The 16,068-nt window shown below is 66.1% G+C and carries 15 protein-coding genes; 10 read left to right on the top strand and 5 right to left on the bottom strand.

Annotated features, from left to right (window positions below; translation table 11 throughout):
- Window positions 1–10 precede the first annotated feature (10 nt).
- The gene (locus tag DN387_RS08660) at window positions 11–736 is read right to left on the bottom strand and encodes a FadR/GntR family transcriptional regulator (RefSeq protein WP_043864047.1); all 726 of its coding nucleotides are present in this window, start codon (window positions 734–736) and stop codon (window positions 11–13) included.
- Window positions 737–1,099: 363 nt separating this feature from the next.
- Here DN387_RS08660 and DN387_RS08655 point away from each other — a divergent pair, with 363 nt between their 5' ends.
- The 5 genes from DN387_RS08655 (at window position 1,100) to DN387_RS08635 (ending at window position 6,073) form a co-directional block, all read left to right on the top strand.
- Window positions 1,100–2,248, top strand: coding sequence for a branched-chain amino acid ABC transporter substrate-binding protein (locus tag DN387_RS08655; protein ID WP_052504315.1), 1,149 nt, complete (start codon window positions 1,100–1,102; stop codon window positions 2,246–2,248).
- A gap of 143 nt (window positions 2,249–2,391) precedes the next feature.
- The gene (locus DN387_RS08650) at window positions 2,392–3,330 is read left to right on the top strand and encodes a branched-chain amino acid ABC transporter permease (protein WP_043864046.1); all 939 of its coding nucleotides are present in this window, start codon (window positions 2,392–2,394) and stop codon (window positions 3,328–3,330) included.
- 12 nt (window positions 3,331–3,342) lie between these two features.
- Window positions 3,343–4,584 (top strand): ABC transporter ATP-binding protein, encoded by a 1,242-nt coding sequence (locus tag DN387_RS08645; RefSeq protein WP_043864045.1) that lies wholly within the window; start codon window positions 3,343–3,345, stop codon window positions 4,582–4,584.
- Window positions 4,581–5,354: an ABC transporter ATP-binding protein gene (locus DN387_RS08640; RefSeq protein WP_054914344.1), complete on the top strand. Its 774-nt coding sequence runs from the start codon at window positions 4,581–4,583 to the stop codon at window positions 5,352–5,354. The genes DN387_RS08645 and DN387_RS08640 overlap by 4 nt, the downstream gene beginning before the upstream one ends.
- A gap of 2 nt (window positions 5,355–5,356) precedes the next feature.
- A complete protein-coding gene (locus DN387_RS08635; protein ID WP_043864043.1) occupies window positions 5,357–6,073 on the top strand; it encodes an ABC transporter ATP-binding protein in 717 nt (238 codons plus the stop codon).
- 7 nt (window positions 6,074–6,080) lie between these two features.
- Here DN387_RS08635 and DN387_RS08630 read toward each other — a convergent pair whose 3' ends face one another.
- Together DN387_RS08630 and DN387_RS08625 are read right to left on the bottom strand one after the other, a co-directional pair.
- Complete coding sequence (locus tag DN387_RS08630; RefSeq protein WP_043864042.1) at window positions 6,081–6,755, bottom strand: SOS response-associated peptidase; 675 nt, start codon at window positions 6,753–6,755, stop codon at window positions 6,081–6,083.
- A gap of 92 nt (window positions 6,756–6,847) precedes the next feature.
- Window positions 6,848–8,032: an acyl-CoA dehydrogenase family protein gene (locus tag DN387_RS08625; protein ID WP_054914345.1), complete on the bottom strand. Its 1,185-nt coding sequence runs from the start codon at window positions 8,030–8,032 to the stop codon at window positions 6,848–6,850.
- Window positions 8,033–8,287: 255 nt separating this feature from the next.
- Here DN387_RS08625 and DN387_RS08620 point away from each other — a divergent pair, with 255 nt between their 5' ends.
- Window positions 8,288–9,244, top strand: a complete 957-nt coding sequence (locus DN387_RS08620) for an ABC transporter substrate-binding protein (protein ID WP_156326199.1) — start codon at window positions 8,288–8,290, stop codon at window positions 9,242–9,244.
- A gap of 14 nt (window positions 9,245–9,258) precedes the next feature.
- Window positions 9,259–10,221 carry an aliphatic sulfonate ABC transporter substrate-binding protein gene (locus tag DN387_RS08615; protein ID WP_054914347.1) on the top strand — a complete coding sequence of 321 codons (963 nt, stop codon included), beginning with the start codon at window positions 9,259–9,261 and terminating at the stop codon, window positions 10,219–10,221.
- 189 nt (window positions 10,222–10,410) lie between these two features.
- Here the strand turns inward: DN387_RS08615 and DN387_RS08610 are convergent, their stop codons facing one another.
- Both DN387_RS08610 and DN387_RS08605 read right to left on the bottom strand, forming a co-directional pair.
- Window positions 10,411–11,994, bottom strand: a complete 1,584-nt coding sequence (locus tag DN387_RS08610; RefSeq protein WP_054914348.1) for a rhodanese-related sulfurtransferase — start codon at window positions 11,992–11,994, stop codon at window positions 10,411–10,413.
- Window positions 11,991–12,599 (bottom strand): cysteine dioxygenase, encoded by a 609-nt coding sequence (locus DN387_RS08605; protein WP_054914349.1) that lies wholly within the window; start codon window positions 12,597–12,599, stop codon window positions 11,991–11,993. Before DN387_RS08605 ends, DN387_RS08610 begins: the two co-directional genes overlap by 4 nt.
- Window positions 12,600–12,852: 253 nt before the next feature.
- Here DN387_RS08605 and DN387_RS08600 point away from each other — a divergent pair, with 253 nt between their 5' ends.
- From DN387_RS08600 to DN387_RS08590, 3 genes are all read left to right on the top strand, one after another.
- On the top strand, window positions 12,853–13,935 hold the full coding sequence (locus DN387_RS08600; protein ID WP_054914350.1) for an LLM class flavin-dependent oxidoreductase: 1,083 nt from the start codon (window positions 12,853–12,855) through the stop codon (window positions 13,933–13,935).
- An 83-nt stretch (window positions 13,936–14,018) separates the two neighbouring features.
- Complete coding sequence (locus DN387_RS08595; protein ID WP_236171895.1) at window positions 14,019–14,519, top strand: tripartite tricarboxylate transporter TctB family protein; 501 nt, start codon at window positions 14,019–14,021, stop codon at window positions 14,517–14,519.
- A gap of 10 nt (window positions 14,520–14,529) precedes the next feature.
- Window positions 14,530–16,032 carry a tripartite tricarboxylate transporter permease gene (locus DN387_RS08590; protein WP_043864035.1) on the top strand — a complete coding sequence of 501 codons (1,503 nt, stop codon included), beginning with the start codon at window positions 14,530–14,532 and terminating at the stop codon, window positions 16,030–16,032.
- The last annotated feature ends 36 nt before the right edge of the window (window positions 16,033–16,068 follow it).

Below are 16,068 nucleotides of genomic sequence, written 5' to 3'. Positions count from 1 at the left end.
ACAGCGCCGCTCAGTCGCCGCTGTCGACCAGGCGCTGGTAACGCGACAGGCTTTCTTCCAGGTGCTTGCGCACCGCCGAACGGGCGGCGTTGACGTCGCCCATGCTGATGGCCGAGAGAATCGCGCCGTGTTCGCGGCCGATCTTCTTGATGTGCGCCAGGCGGTTCTTGCCGGTGGACTGGCCGTGCTTGAGGTTGAGGTCGAAGATGATGTCCGGGCCCAGGGCTTCGAGCAGCTGCGGGAAGTGCGGGTTGTTGGTGGCGCGGGCAATCGCCAGGTGGAACTCGAAGTCGGCACGGGCCTCTTCCTCGAGGTTGGAGCCGTCCAGCGCGTTGAAGCGGTCGAAGGCCTCGGTGATCTGCGCCACGCTGGTGGGGCTGCGGCGCTCGGCGGCACGCGCGACCGACTCGGTCTCGATGCCCAGGCGCAGTTCCAGCACGTGGGCGGCGGCGCGCACGTCATCGACTGCTGTGCTCAGGGCAAAGCCCAGGCGCTTGACGTCCTGCTCGACCACGAATACGCCTACACCCTGGCGGGCGATCAGCCGACCGCCCAGACGCAACGAGGCCACGGCCTCGCGAATCACAGGGCGGCTGACGCCGAATTCCTTGCACAGCTCCTGTTCGGACGGAAGCTTCTGCCCCGGCCCGTATGTGCCATTGTCGATCCGGTTGGACAGCTCGTGGATCACTGTCTCCGCCAGATTGGCCCTGCGCGTTCCAAACGACGCATTCATAGTTGTGTAGCTCCTGAAACTGATGTGCTCATCACGATGGATTGAATGGTTGAACAGGTTGGCGCATCCGTCAAACGCGATCTGCGTCGATTTCACCCGACCCGCTAAAAACCCGAAGTAGCGGCGAAAATGTAGCCATATGTTATCAAACAACTGACTTGTTATGGTGCAAGCGCCTGATTCTACTGCAATCCCATGCCTCGTTAAGGTGCATGGATCAAGGCGTGCGTGGCTTTTGTCAGCATTTTCATTTTCCTCAAGCATACACCCATTGACAGTTGCCTGCTGACTGTTATCTTACAAGTGCGCCGGCGAGGTTGGCCAGGCGTGTGCAGTTCGTCCAATGATTACTGGGAGCTGAGAATGAATAAGAACAACCGGGGTTTGACCGCCCTTGCTGCACTGATGGCAACACTGATAGGGGCTGGCACGGCGAACGCGGCGGACACCCAACTGGTACGGATCGGCTTTGCCGGCCCGCTGACCGGGCCCTCTGCACACCAGGGGCTGGATGTGGAACATGGCGTGAGCATCGCCATCGAAGAGGCCAACCAGCAGCAGTTGAAGCTGGGCGACAAGGTGGCCCAGTTCAAGCTGGTGTCCGAGGACGATGTGGCCGACCCGCGTACCGGTACCGCCGTGGCGCAACGCCTGGTGGATTCGAAGGTGGCGGTGGTGATCGGGCATTACAACTCGGGCACCAGCATCCCGGCCTCGAAGATCTACGCCGATGCCGGCATCCCGCAGATCTCGCCGTCGGCGACCAACCCGGCGCTGACCCGCCAGGGCATCAAGACCGTGTTTCGCGTGGTCAACGACGACGCCACCCTCGGCCGCTATGCCGGCAACTACCTGGTCAAGACCCTGCAGGCCCAGCGCATCGCGATCTTCGACGACCGCACCGCCTACGGCCAGGGCCTGGCCGACGAAGTGACCAAGGCGGTCAAGGCCGCCGGTGGCAACGTGGTGGTACGCGAATACACCAACGACAAGTCCACCGACTTCAATGCCATCCTCACCACCGCCAAGTCGCAGAAGGTCGATGCGGTGTTCTTCGCCGCCCTCGACTACCAGGCCGCCCCCATGGCCAAGCAGATGAAGAACCTGGGCCTGAAGGCCAGGTTCATGAACATCGGCAACCTGCCCAACGACGAGTTCAAGAAGATGGCCGGCAGCGCCGCCGAGGGCGTGTACGCCTGGAACTACGGCACCCCGTTGCTGGAGATGCCCAAGGGCGCGGCGTTCGAGCAGAAGCTCAAGGCCAAGTTCGGCACGGGCGTGGTGCAGTCCTCGCCGGCGGCGTACGACGCCACCTGGGCGGCGATCACCGCCATGGTCAAGGCGCAGTCGGCCGACCCTGCCGTGTACCTGCCGGTACTCAAGAGCGAAAGCTACGAGGGCGTCACCGGCACCATCGCATTCGATGAATTCGGCAACCTGAAAAGCCCGGCCGCCACGGTGTTCCAGTTTGCCGACGGCGGCTGGAAAACCCTCTCGGTCGAGCGCGACTGAGCCGTTGCTCTACCTCGAATAACAAGCGGGCCGCCCGGCTCGCAACAATAAGAAGCGTTCATTTCTGACCTGCCAGGCATGCCGCCGCGTTGCTGTTGCCAGCGCACGCGGTGAGCGACAACGCAGTTTTGAGGATTCAGCTCGTGGAAGGCAATTTCGATATCTTGTTGCAGCAGGTCCTCAACGGCCTGGTGCTGGGCAGCATCTATGCCCTGGTAGCCCTGGGCTACACCATGGTCTACGGCATCATCGGCCTGATTAACTTCGCCCACGGCGAGGTGGTGATGGTGGGCGCCATGGTGACCATCTCGGTGCTGAGCATGCTCGCGGGCATGGGCTTTGCGCCCGGCATCCTGACCCTGCTGCTGGCGATCATGGTGGCGGCGGCGGTGTGCATGCTGATGGCCCAGGGCATGGAGAAGTTCGCCTACCGGCCCTTGCGCAAGGCCCCGCGCCTGACCCCGCTGATCCTCGCGATCGGCATCTCGATCGCCTTGCAGAACCTGGCGATGATGATCTGGGGGCGTGGCTACAAGACCTTCCCCGAAGTGGTCGAAACCCGCCCGATCGAGGTGTTCGGCGCCACCGTCACCAACGTGCAGATGAGCATCATGATCATCTCGGTGGTGATCATGCTGGGGCTGTGGCTGCTGGTCGACAAGACGCGCCTGGGCAAGGCCATGCGCGCCACCGCGCAGAACCAGGAAGTGGCCGGGCTGATGGGCATCAACATCAACCGGGTGATTTCCGCGACCTTCCTGATCGGTGCCGGGCTTGGCGCCATCGCCGGGGTGATGCGCGCGGTCAACTACGGCCAGGCCGACGCCTACATGGGCCTGCTGCTGGGGCTCAAGGCCTTCTCGGCGGCGGTGCTGGGCGGCATCGGCAACCTGTTCGGGGCCATGGCCGGCGGGCTGCTGCTGGGCCTGATCGAGTCGCTGGCCGCCGGCTACACCGGCCACCTCACCGGGGGCTTCCTGGGCGCCAACTACCAGGACATCTTCGCGTTCGCCGTGCTCATTCTGGTGCTGCTGTTCCGACCCAACGGCCTGATGGGCGAACGCCAGGCCGACCGGGCCTAGGAGGCAACGCACATGAAAAACCAAACCGCACAGTACCTGCTGCTGATCCTGGCGTTCGTGGCCTTGCCCTTCGTCGTCGACAGCATTCCGTTCCTGGGGCCCACCTGGGTACGCATCCTCGGCTTTGCCATGCTCTATGTGCTGCTGGCACTGGGCCTGAACATCGTGATCGGCTACGCCGGCCTGCTCGACATGGGCTACATCGGCTTCTACGCCATCGGCGCCTACCTGTATGCCTTGCTGGCCTCGCCGCACCTGAACATGGCCGGCCTGGTGGACGGCGTGCTGAACTGGCCGCTGTGGGTGATCATCCCGCTGGCAGCGATTGCCGCGGCCATCTGCGGGGTGCTGATCGGCGCCCCGGTGCTCAAGCTGCGCGGCGACTACCTGGCCATCGTGACCCTGGGCTTTGGCGAGATCATCCGCATCTTCATGAACAACCTCGACCAGCCGGTGAACATCACCAACGGACCGCAGGGCATCAGCAACATCGCACCCTTGCACATCGACGGCGGGGCCTGGTCGCATGCCGCAGGGCAGGCGCCCGAGGCGCTGCTGTCGCTGCAGACCTCATGGAGCCTGTTCGGGCTCAAGGTCACCCCGGTGATCAGCTACTACCTGTTCTTCCTGGTGGTGGTGATCTTCGCCATCGTGCTGTCCAAGCGCCTCGAAGTCTCGCGCATCGGGCGGGCCTGGATGGCCCTGCGCGAGGACGAGGTGGCGGCCGAGGCCATGGGCCTGAACAAGCGCAACCTCAAGCTGCTGGCATTTGCCATGGGCGCGACCTTTGGCGGGGTGTCCGGGGTGCTGTTCTCCAGCTACCAGGGCTTCGTCAGCCCCGAGTCGTTCACCCTGATGGAGTCGATCATGGTGCTGGCGATGGTGGTGCTCGGCGGCATGGGCTCGATTCGCGGCGTGGTGCTGGGGGCGTTGATCCTGTCGGTGATGCCCGAGGTGTTCCGCGACCTGGTCAACTGGATACAGCCGTTCGTGATGGACAACGTGACCTTCGTCAGCCGCGAGGTGCTGCGCAACGTGCTGGATGCCTCGACCCTGCGAATGCTGGTGTTCGGCCTGGCGCTGATTCTGGTGATGCGCTACCGGCCCGAGGGCCTGTGGCCGTCCAACCGGCGCCGCGCCGAGCTGCATGACGGCGACCCCGAGCCCACCCCGGCGGCGACCGCGCTGAGCACCACGGTGCCCGCGAGCACGCCGGCCTTCGATCACCCGGCCCAACAGGCGGACAAGGTATGAGCGACGTATTACTGGAGCTGCGTTCGGTCAGCAAGTTCTTTGGCGGCCTGCAGGCCCTGCACGGCATCGACCTGTCGATCCGGCGCGGCGAGATCCGCGGCCTGCTGGGCCCCAACGGCGCGGGCAAGACCACCCTGTTCAACGTGCTTACCGGGCTGTACCGGGCCGAAGAGGGCAAGGTCGAGTTCGACGGCAAGCCGCTGAACATCAGCAAGCCGCACAAGGTGGTAGAGGCGGGTATCTCGCGCACCTTCCAGAACATCCGGCTGTTCCACAACATGACCGCGCTGGAAAACGTGATGATCGGTCGCCATGTACGCACCCGCTGCGGGGTGTTCGGGGCCGTGTTCCGCACCCCGGCCTGCGTGCGCGAAGAGCGCGAGATTCGCCAGGCTGCGCGGCACTGGCTGGCCTACGTGGGCATCGGGCACCTGGCCGGGGAGCTGGCCAAGAACCTCTCCTACGGCGACCAGCGGCGTCTGGAAATTGCCCGCTCGCTGGCCACCGAACCCTTGCTGATTGCCCTGGACGAACCGGCGGCCGGCATGAACGCCTCCGAGACCGAAGGCCTGCGCCAGCTGATGTGCAAGATGAAGGCCGACGGCAAGACGGTGCTGCTGATCGAGCATGACGTGAAGCTGGTGATGGGCTTGTGCGATCACGTCACCGTGCTGGAATTCGGCAGGAAGATCGCCGATGGCCTGCCGGCCGATGTGCAAAGGGACCCTCGGGTAATCGAGGCCTATCTGGGTTCGGAGGCGGTGGCCTGAACATGAAGAACATTCTTGAAGTACGCGACCTGCAGGTGGCCTACGGGGCCATCCAGGCGATCAAGGGCATCGACCTGCACATCCGCGAGGGCGAAATGGTCGCGTTGATCGGCGCCAACGGCGCCGGCAAGACCACCACCCTCAAGACCCTGGCCGGCCTGCTCAGCCCGGTGGCCGGGCAGATCACCTTCGATGGCAAGGCGCATGCGGCGATCAAGAGCTACGACCTGATCCGCCAGGGCCTGGCGCTGGTGCCGGAAGGCCGCGGGATCTTCCCCAAGCTGACGGTGTACGAGAACCTGGAGATGGGCGCGTTCTCGCGAACCGACGGCAAGGACGCGATCCAGGCCGATATCGAACGCATGTTCGGCATCTTCCCGCGGCTCAAGGAGCGCGCCTTTCAGCTGGCCGGCACCATGTCGGGCGGGGAGCAGCAGATGCTGGCGATTTCCCGGGCATTGATGGGCAGGCCCAAGCTGCTGTTGCTCGACGAGCCGTCGATGGGCCTGGCGCCGATCATCGTGCAGAAGATCTTCGAAACCATCGTCGAGGTGGTCAAGGGCGGCGTGACCCTGCTGCTGGTGGAGCAGAACGCCAGGCTTGCCTTGCAGACCTGCCAGCGCGCCTATGTGATCGATGGCGGGCGCATCGCGCTGGAAGGCCAGGCCAGCGACCTGCTGCACAACGAGCAGGTGCAGAAGGCGTACCTGGGCGAGTAGGCGCCGTTCAGGGGTGCCGGCGCTGCACCAGGGCCGGGCCCTGGTTGCGACTGTTGCCCACGGCGCTGTCCACGGGGTACCACTCGAACACCTGGGCGGGCTCGGCGAGGTCCAGCAGCAGCTGTTCGGCGTATGCCTTGGAGGTGGCGGGGTCCAGCCAGTGGCGTGCCGCATCTGCAGCCAGCACCACCGGGCGCCGGTCATGCACATCCAGCAGGCCGCCCTGGCTGTCGGCCGTGATGATCACGCAGCCGTCCTGTTCGCCGGGTGGGTCGCCCAGCTGGCCGATGGCCGCGCACAGGGCAGGGCGTCCATCGCGGCGGCGGATCAGGTAGGGCTGCTTCTTCGGCCCACCTTCATCGACCCATTCGAACCAGTTGTCGACCGGCACGATCAGCCGGTGCGGCCAGATGGCGCGAAAGAACGGGCCGTGGGCCACCTTCTCGACGCGGGCATTGATCGGTGCCGGCTTGTCCTGCGCCCAGTGTGGCCGCCAGCCCCAGCGCAGCAGGTCGGCGTGCAGGGTGTCATGCTGCAGGCCGAGTACCGCCAGCTGGGTGGTGGGGGCCACGTTGTAGTGCCCAAGCGGCGCATCGCCCACGCGGTTGACCAGTGGGTTGGGCATGCTCAGGGCGTCCACGAACTCGTGGATGCCGTGGTACTGGCTCAGTCGTCCGCACATGTGCACCTCCGCCGGCAGGCCTGTTTGAGCATAGGCCGATTTGGAGAGTGGCTGTGCGTGGCCGGTCGGCCGCTGTCAACCGGGGGCGAGGGTCACGGCGCTTCCTGGCTCAGCGCCGAGCGCCCGGCACTGTGGAACACCACGTCATCCTGCGGGGTGTGGATGCGGCTGCACAGCACGTTGCGGTAGTGCCGCTCCAGCGGGTTGTGCCGCGAAAGCCCTGGGTTGCCGCTGGCCTCGATGGCCAGCTCCACGGCCTGGATGGCGTTGTGCGTGACCAGTTGCTTGAGCTGCCCGGCGTGCTGCGCGGTGACCTGGCCGCTGGCCGCGGAGTCGAGCAGGTTGCGGTTGGCGAACAGCAGGGTATCGATGCGCCCGACCCGCTCCTGAAAGCGCGGCAGGCTGGCCAGCGGCTGGCCGAGGTTGGACGGCACCCGCTCGCGCAGGAAGCTCACCAGCCAGTCGCGTGCGGCCTGGGCCACGCCGTCGTAGAGGCTGGCCAGCAGCACCGCCATCCACAGCTGAGCTTCGCCATCGAGCTCGGCGCGCGGTGCGCTGGCCGGGCTGACGGCCACGGCATGCTCCAGCGGCAGCAGCACATCGTCGAACTCGACGCGGTGGCTGCAGGTGGCACGCATGCCCAGGTGATCCCACTCATCGACGATGCGGATGCCGGGGCTGTCCTTGTGCACCAGAAAGCCGCCCACCAGCGGGTCGGCATCGTCGCTGCGCGCCCACACCAGGTACCAGCTCAGGCCGTGGCTGCCGGTGGAGTAGAGCTTGGTGCCGGACAGGCGCCAGCCTTCGGCGGTACGCCGCGCGAGGGTCGCGGGCAGGCCGCCACGGGCCGGGGTGCCCAGCTCGGGTTCGACCCTGAAGGCATTGATCAGCGCGCCGTGCTCCACCGCTTCGCGGGCCAGGCGCTGGCGCAGCGACACCGGCCAGCGCTGGTCATCCTGCAGGCGCACGTGCTGCAGGTACTGCATGACCAGAATCAGTGCGGTGGAGGGCTCGCCCTTGGCCACGGCGGCCACCACCTTGCGCGCGGTGGCGAGGTCGGCACCGGCACCGCCCAGCTCGCGCGGCACGGTGAGCGCGAGCAGGCCATGGCGTTGCAGCAGGGCAAAGTTGGCGGCGGGGAAGGCACCGCTGCGGTCCACCTCGGCGGCGCTGGCGGCCAGCTCGCGGGTCAGGGTAAACAGCAGTGGGTCCAGGTCGGCCAGGGCAGGGGCCGACTCGATCGAACGGTACGGCGCGGCAATAGAAGACAGGCTCATCAGGCACTCATCGCAGAAAATCCAGGGAGCACCCGGGGGTGCCGTCGTCCCGCCCCGAGTTGTGTGTGCAGATCGGCGGGCTTATGACCGTATGCGTTAAATTTTCTGCTGTAAAATTCTTTATGGTTATAAGCTAATGGCGATAATTAAACGTTATTTGCATATTAGTATATTCATAAAATGCACTTCACTGATTTATGGCGAGCCGGTAGAGTCGCCCTACAATCGCCTTCAGGAGTGCACTGCATGCCACCCATTTCACGACTTCTCGCCCTCGCTGGCGCCTTGCTGCTGGCCGGGCAGGTGCTGGCCGAACCGCGTATCGAACTGCGTATCGGCGACCAGAAGGGCAACATGCGTGCCCAGCTGGAGGCCGCAGACGGGCTGCGCGACCTGCCGTATGACATCAAGTGGGCGGAGTTTCCGGCTGCCGCGCCGCTGGCCGAGGCGCTCAATGCCGGCGCGGTGGACGCCGGCATCATCGGTGATGCGCCGCTGCTGTTCGCCCTGGCGTCCGGCGCGCAGGTCAAGGCGATTGCCGTGGACAAGTCCGACGCCTATGGCACAGCGGTGCTGGTGGACCCCGGGTCGGCGCTGCACGCGGCGGCCGACCTCAAGGGCAAGCGCATCGCCACCGGGCGCGGCTCGATTGGCCATTACGTGGCGCTCAAGGCGCTGGCCAGCGCGGGGCTGAGCGAGAAGGACGTCGAGTTCCGCTTCCTTGGCCCGGTGGATGCCAGGATGGCCCTGGCCAGCGGTTCGGTGGATGCCTGGGCGACGTGGGAGCCCTACACCGCGCTGGCCGAAACCACCGGCCAGGGCCGGGTGCTGGTCAATGGTCGCGGCTTGTCCAGTGGCAACAGCTTTCTGGCGGCGACTGACAAGGCGTTGGCCGACCCGGCCCGGCGCGCGGCCCTGCAGGACTACCTGGCGCGCCTGGCCAAGGCCCAGGTGTGGGCCAACCAGAACCTGGACAGCTACTCCAAGACCCTGGCGCAGATCATCGGCTTCCCACAGGACGCGGCCCGGCTGCAGTTCGAGCGTCGCCAGTTGCGCTGGCAGGTCGTGGACGCCGGCACCATCGCCGAGCAGCAGGAAACCGCCGACTTCTACCAGGCCCACGGCCTGATTGCCCAACGTCTGGACGTGGCGCCGACCTTTGCCGGCGGCTTCGTGCTGCCCGCCAGCGTCGCCGTGACCCAGGCCCACTGACAGGAGCTGACCCCATGCAACCGTTCAAACGTCTGCGACAACTGGCCATCGGCGCGCTGCTTGGCGCCAGCCTGATCGGTAGCGCCAGCGCGGGGCAAACCCTGCGCATCGGTTACCAGAAATCCTCGACGCTGCTGATTCTGCTCAAGGCCCAGGGTACGTTGGAGCAGCAGCTGGCGCAGCAGGGCATACAGGTCAGCTGGCATGAGTTCGCCAGCGGCCTGCCGCTGCTGGAGGCCCTGAACCTGGGCAATGTCGATGTGTCGGCGGATGTGGCCGACACCGTGCCGGTGTTCGCCCAGGCGGCGGGGGCGCGGCTGACCTATTTTGCCCGCGAGACACCATCGCCACTGGCCCAGGCCATTCTGGTGCCGGCGGATTCGCCGCTGCACAGCCTGGCGGACCTCAAGGGCAAGAAGGTGGCGGTGACCAAGGCCGCGGGGAGCCATTACCTGTTGATACAGGCCCTGGCCAGGGCCGGGTTGACCTTCAGCGATATCCAGCCGGCCTACCTGATCCCGGCCGATGGCCGTGCGGCGTTCGAGAACCGCAAGGTCGATGCCTGGGTCACCTGGGACCCGTTCGTGGCCAGCGCCCAGCGCCAGCAGCATGCGCGGGTGCTGAGCGACGGGCAGGGGCTGGCCAGTTACCAGCGTTACTACCTGGCGGGCAGCGATTACGCCAAGGCGCATCCGCAGGTGCTTGAGACCGTGTTCGGTGCGTTGCAGAAGGCAGGGCAGTGGACCAAGGCCAACCCCACGCAGGCGGCGCAGGTGCTGGGGCCGTTGTGGGGCAACCTGGATGTGGCCACGGTGGAGCAGGCCAATGCGCGGCGCAGTTACGACGTGCAGTTGGTGAAGCCGGAGCATCTGGCCGAACAGCAGCAGATTGCCGATGTGTTCTTTGCCCAGGGCCTGTTGCCGCGCAAGGTGGATGCGGCGGCGGTGTCTTTGTTCGAGCCGGTGGCAGGGCGTTGATTGCGGCTCGGCGGGTGAGGGCTGCCTGATCCACGGTGGGTTCAGGTTGTACGAGCGCTTCGCGCTCGATTCGCCGGCAAGGCCGGCGCCTCCTGTGCTTGTGCCCGAAGGGCGCAGGAGCGGGCCTTGCCCGCACCTGCGTATGCGGCCTGTCGGCCAGGGGCAGACCATACGGTCTGCTCAAGAGGTTCAGATCACCCGGAACCCATGGGTGCCATCACGCCCCAGCTGCGCCACCAACCCGAACTCCCAATCCAGGTACCCCTGCATCGCCTCACGCGGGTTGTCGGTGCCTTCATACGGCCGGCGGTAACGGTCGCTGCGCGGCACCGCCAGGTGCGTCTCGCCCGACTCCAGCGGCCGCCCCTCGGCAATCCAGCGGCCCGTACCACCCTCCAGCACGAACACCGGCACTCGGGTCAGGCGTTGCAGGTCCTGCGCCGCAAACCGTGCCAGCAAGCTGCTGCCGCAGGTCAGCACGTAACGTCCCGCCACCGGCAAGCGCTCCAGTGCCTGCTCCAGCTGTGCCCTGATCGCCCAGTGCGCACCCGGTATGTGCCGCTGCACGTAATTGGCACTGGTGGTGAAGTCGAGCAGCACCGTGTCGGCGTCTGCCTGCCACTGCACCAACTGTTCGGGGTCGATGGTCGAAGTCTGCGGCAACGCCGGCAACGGCGGCTGCCAATCACCCGTTTCGCTGAAGTCGCCTGCGCCCAAGCCATCGAGCACCGCCACCTCCCAACCCATCTGCGCCAACCACGACGCACTCATGTTGGCACGCACGCCATCGTCATCGATCAGTACGATGCGCGCCCCGCGCACACTGGCCACATGGTCGGTTTCCTGCACCAGCTGACCACCCGGCGTCGAGCGGCTGCCTGGCAGGTGGCCCCGGGCAAATTCCTCGGGGGTGCGCACATCGAACACATAAGTACTGCGATCGGCCTGGGCACACCACGCCGCCAGCGTCTGGCTGTCCGCACGCACGACGCCGGCCTTGTCGGCCACGGCGCGGGCCTGTTCGGCGGCGCGCTGCCGGTTGGCCGGGCTCACGTCGCCAAAGCGCCGCGATTGGCCATGGGCCAGGGTCTGCCCCGCCAATGTCCAGCCAATGGTGCCGTTGCGCAAAGCCGATACCGGGTTGGGAATGCCGGCGTTGACCAGCGACTGGGTGCCGATGATGCTGCGGGTGCGCCCGGCGCAATTGACGATCACGCGGGTGGTCGGGTTCGGTGCCAGCTCGGCCACCCGCAGCACCAGTTCGGCACCCGGCACGCTGATGCCGCCCGGAATGCTCATGGTCTGGTATTCGTCGAAGCGACGCGCATCCAGCACCACCACGTCGGCCTTTTCGTTCAGCAGCGCCTGCACTTCTTCGGCCGCCAGCGAAGGGGTGTGGCGCTGGCTTTCCACCAGTTCGCCAAACGCCTTGCTCGGTACGTTCACATCCTGGAACAGCTCGCCGCCGGCCTCGCGCCAGCCGGCCAGGCCGCCTTCGAGCAGGGCCACGTCGCTGTAGCCAAGTTGACCCAGGCGCTGGAGCGCAATCTGCGCCAGGCCCTCGCCATCGTCATACACGGTGATCGGTGTATCGCGCCGCGGCACTCGCGCGTAGATTTCGATTTCAAGCCTGGACAGCGGGATGTTGGCCGCGAACAGCGGATGTTCCACGGCGAAGGGCGCTTCTTCGCGCACATCGATCAGGGCCAGTTCATGCCTGGCCAGCAAGTGCTGGCGCAGGTGGGCGTAGGTGCGGGTGGTCGGGGTGCTCATGGCGCAAGGTTCTCTTTTGACAGGTCCCACAGATTGGGCAGTTGGGTGTTGGAATAACCGGAAATGAAGGGTTTCTCGCTGCCGTCGGCCAGGTACACGGCACGCCTGACCGCGCCGATGTTGGCGCCGTACACGTGGATGCTGATCGACACCTGGTCGTCGAAGGCATTGCTGACCTGATGGATGTCGCCGATGCGCGGCGACACCGCCTCGACCTGGCCGCGCTCGAGGCGCACCGGGTTGCCGGACGGCAGCAGCGCGCCGTGCTCGCTGCGGGCAAAACCCTGGGCGTATTCGGCGCCGCGCAGCATGCCGATCAGGCCCCATACCCGGTGGTCGTGGACCGGCGTGGTCTGCCCAGGCCCCCACACGAAGCTGACGATGGAGAAGCGCTGGCGCGAATCGCAGTGCAGCAGGTACTGCTGATAGCGTTCGGGGCTGGGCTGGGCCAGCTCTGGCGGCAGCCAGTCGTCATGGGCCACCAGTTGCTGCAACAGGCGCTGGCCATCATCGAGAAGGGCCGCTTCATCGGTTTCTCGGTCGAGCAGGCTGGCCAGTTCGTCGATGAACTGACGCAAGCGGTCCAGGCGAAGGGGGTCGGTCATGGTCGGGGCTCTGGCTACGTTTTCGAATCACCCTAGCAACCGCCTGATGATTCTCAAAATTCAAATTGAGCATAAGCTAATATGCGCAAAGTGAATTTTAAAGCTGTTTCGATATAAATCATTTTTTATATTAGGTTATGCCTAAAATGAATTTCACAAGGGGTGGCGGGCTCGGTAGCTTATAAGCGTTCGTTTTGAAGAAAGAACCTTCTATAACCAATAAGCTTTCTTCGCCCTCTTCAAGGAGCCCCCCATGAGCGTTCAATTCATCGGCATGATCGGCCACCGCCTGTCTTCGGAGACCCTCGATCCGACTGGCCCGATCTTCGACAAGGCGTACATCACCCGTTTTGCCCAGGTGCACGAGCAGGCAGGCTTCGACCGGATTCTGGTGGGCTACTGGTCGGATCAGCCCGACGGCTTTCTGGTCACGGCCCTGGCCGGGCTGGCGGCGCCGCGTATCGGCTTTCTGCTGGCGCATCGCCCCGGCTTCGTGGCGCCGACCCTGGCCGCGCGCAAGCTGGCAACCCTCGATCACCTGCTCGACGGACGCCTGGCGCTGCACGTGATCAGTGGCGGCAATGACGGCGAGCAACGCAAGGACGGCGACTACCTCGACCACGACCAACGCTATGCGCGCAGCGACGAGTTTCTGGAGGTGGTGCGCAAGGTCTGGACCCAAGACACCCCCTTCGATCATCACGGCACCTTCTACCAGGCGCAGAACGCCTTCTCTGCCATCAAGCCTGTGCAAAAGCCGCACCTGCCGGTGTTCTTCGGTGGTTCTTCGGCGGCGGCCCTGGAAGTGGCCGGCAAGCATGCCGATGTGTTCGCGCTGTGGGGCGAGTCGCTGGAGCAGACCCGCGAAACCATTCAGGCGGTACGTGCCCAGGCGGCCTTGCACGGGCGCCAGGTGCAGTTCAGCGTGTCGTTCCGGCCGATCATCGCCGATACCGAAGCTGCGGCCTGGGCCAAGGCCGATGCCATTCTCGATACCGCTCGCCAGCGCCTGGAGCGCGCCGGCCCGGTGGTGGCCAACAAGCCGCAGAGCGTCGGTGCGCAGCGCCTGCTGGACACCGTGGCGCAAGGCGAGCGCGTGGATGAGCGCCTGTGGACCGGAATGGCCGCACTGGTTGGCGGGGGGCACAACTCCACCGCGCTGGTGGGAACCCCCGAGCAGGTGGCCGATGCCTTGCTGGCGTACTACGACCTGGGCGTGACCACCTTTCTGATTCGCGGGTTCGACCCGATCAACGACGCCGCCGACTACGGCCGCGAGCTGATCCCGCTGACCCACGCCAAGGTCGCGGCGCGCCAGGCACAACGCAGCGCCTGAACGGCGCAGCTACCCCAACCCCACCCCGAGACCGCACGCGCGGATCGCCTTGCCTTGTGCCGTACCGGCACCTGGAGACCTGCGTGCGAGATGCTCTGCAACGGGCCGCCACTGCGCGCCCGCATTCCCTGACCCTGAACCTCGATGCCCGCGAAGTGCTGGCCGGCTGCCTGTTCCTGGGCTTCGGCCTGACCGGGCTGCTGGTGGGCAGCGCCTATGCCAGCGGCACGGCGATGCGCATGGGCGCAGGCTACTTTCCCTGGCTGGTGAGCCTGGCCCTGTGCGGGCTGGGCATCGCCTTGCTGGTGCGCGGCCTGTGGCTGGGCCGCGAGAAGGTCACGCTGGACGGGTTGTTCATCGTCCGCCCGGCGCTGGCCATCAGTGCCAGCGTGGTGGCGTTCGCGCTGCTGCTGCCCAGCCTTGGCCTGGCGCTGGCGACCCTGTGCATGACGCTGCTCAGCGGCCTGGGCCGGCACAAGGCGCACCTGGGCGAACTGCTGGCGGTGGGCAGCGCGCTGGGGCTGTTCAGCGTGCTGGTGTTCGGCTACGGGCTGGGCCTGAACCTGCCGGCCTGGCCTGTCTGAGGAGCGACCCATGGAGCTGTTGGCACACCTGGGTATCGGCCTTGAAGCCGCCTTCACCCTGAACAACCTGCTGTACTGCCTGATCGGTGTGACCCTGGGTACGCTGGTGGGGGTGCTGCCCGGCCTGGGGCCGGTGGCCACCATCGCCATGCTGCTGCCGATCACCTACGGCCTGAGCCCGGCCGCGGCATTGATCATGCTGTCGGGCATCTATTACGGCGCCCAGTACGGCGGCTCGACCACGGCGATCCTGGTCAACCTGCCGGGCGAGTCGTCCTCGGTGGTGACCTGCCTGGACGGCCATGCCATGGCACGCAAGGGCCGGGCCGGGGCGGCCCTGGCCATTGCCGCGATCGGTTCGTTCATCGCCGGCAGCCTGTCGATCCTGCTGCTGGCCGCTGCTGCCGCACCGCTGGCCGAGGTGGCGCTGAAGTTCGGCCCGGCCGAGTACTTCTCGCTGATGCTGCTGGGCCTGGTGGCCGCCGTGGTGCTGGCCCAGGGCGACGTGCTCAAGGCCGTGGCCATGACCCTGCTGGGGCTGCTGCTGGGCCTGGTGGGCACCGACGTGAATTCCGGGGTGGAGCGCTTTACCTTCGGCCTGCCCCAGTTGAGCGACGGCATCAGTTTCGTGGTGATCTCGATGGGCATCTTCGGCATCGCCGAAATCATCGCCAACCTGGAGCGCAGCCGCGGCCAGCCGCCCCAGGTAGCGCGGGTCGGCAGCCTGATGCCGACCCGCGAAGACTACCGGCGCAGCTGGAAGCCGATGCTGCGCGGCACCGGCCTGGGCGCGGTGCTGGGCGTGCTGCCGGGGGGCGGGGCGATGCTGGGCGCGTTTGCCTCGTACATGGTCGAAAAGCGTATCGCCAGGCACCCCGAGCGCTTCGGCCAGGGCGCCATCGAGGGCGTGGCCGGGCCGGAGTCTGCCAACAACGCCGGGGCGCAGACCTCGTTCATCCCGATGCTGGTGCTGGGCCTGCCTTCCAACGCGGTGATGGCGCTGATGGCCGGGGCCATGATGATCCACGGCATCGTGCCGGGCCCGCAGGTGATCGACGAGCGCCCCGAGCTGTTCTGGGGGCTGATCGTGAGTATGTGGATCGGCAACCTGTTGCTGCTGGTGCTCAACCTGCCGCTGGTGGGGATCTGGGTGCGGCTGCTGTCGGTGCCGTACCGCCTGCTGTACCCGTCGATCCTGCTGTTCTGCTGCATTGGCGTGTACAGCGTCAACAACAGCCTGTTCGACGTGCTGCTCACGGTGGCGTTCGGGTTGCTGGGCTACCTGTTCATCAAGCTGCGCTGCGAGCCGGCGCCACTGCTTCTGGGTTATCTGCTCGGCCCGTTGATGGAGGAGAACCTGCGCCGGGCGATGCTGCTGTCGCGGGGCGACCCCACGGTGTTCGTCACCCGGCCATTGAGCCTGACCCTGTTGATTCTGTGCGTGCTGGCGGTGGGGCTGATGCTCATCCCGCGGGTGCGCGCCACGCGCCATGTGGCCTTCAGTGAAGACTGAGGGCTGCTTCAACCCTGACTGTTCCAGGACCTTTGC

The organism is Pseudomonas sp. FBF18, assembly GCF_024261405.1.
Taxonomy (GTDB): domain Bacteria; phylum Pseudomonadota; class Gammaproteobacteria; order Pseudomonadales; family Pseudomonadaceae; genus Aquipseudomonas; species Aquipseudomonas palmensis.
The sequence above is the reverse complement of the archived record's forward strand: the minus strand, read 5'-3'. Positions and strand labels throughout refer to the sequence as shown.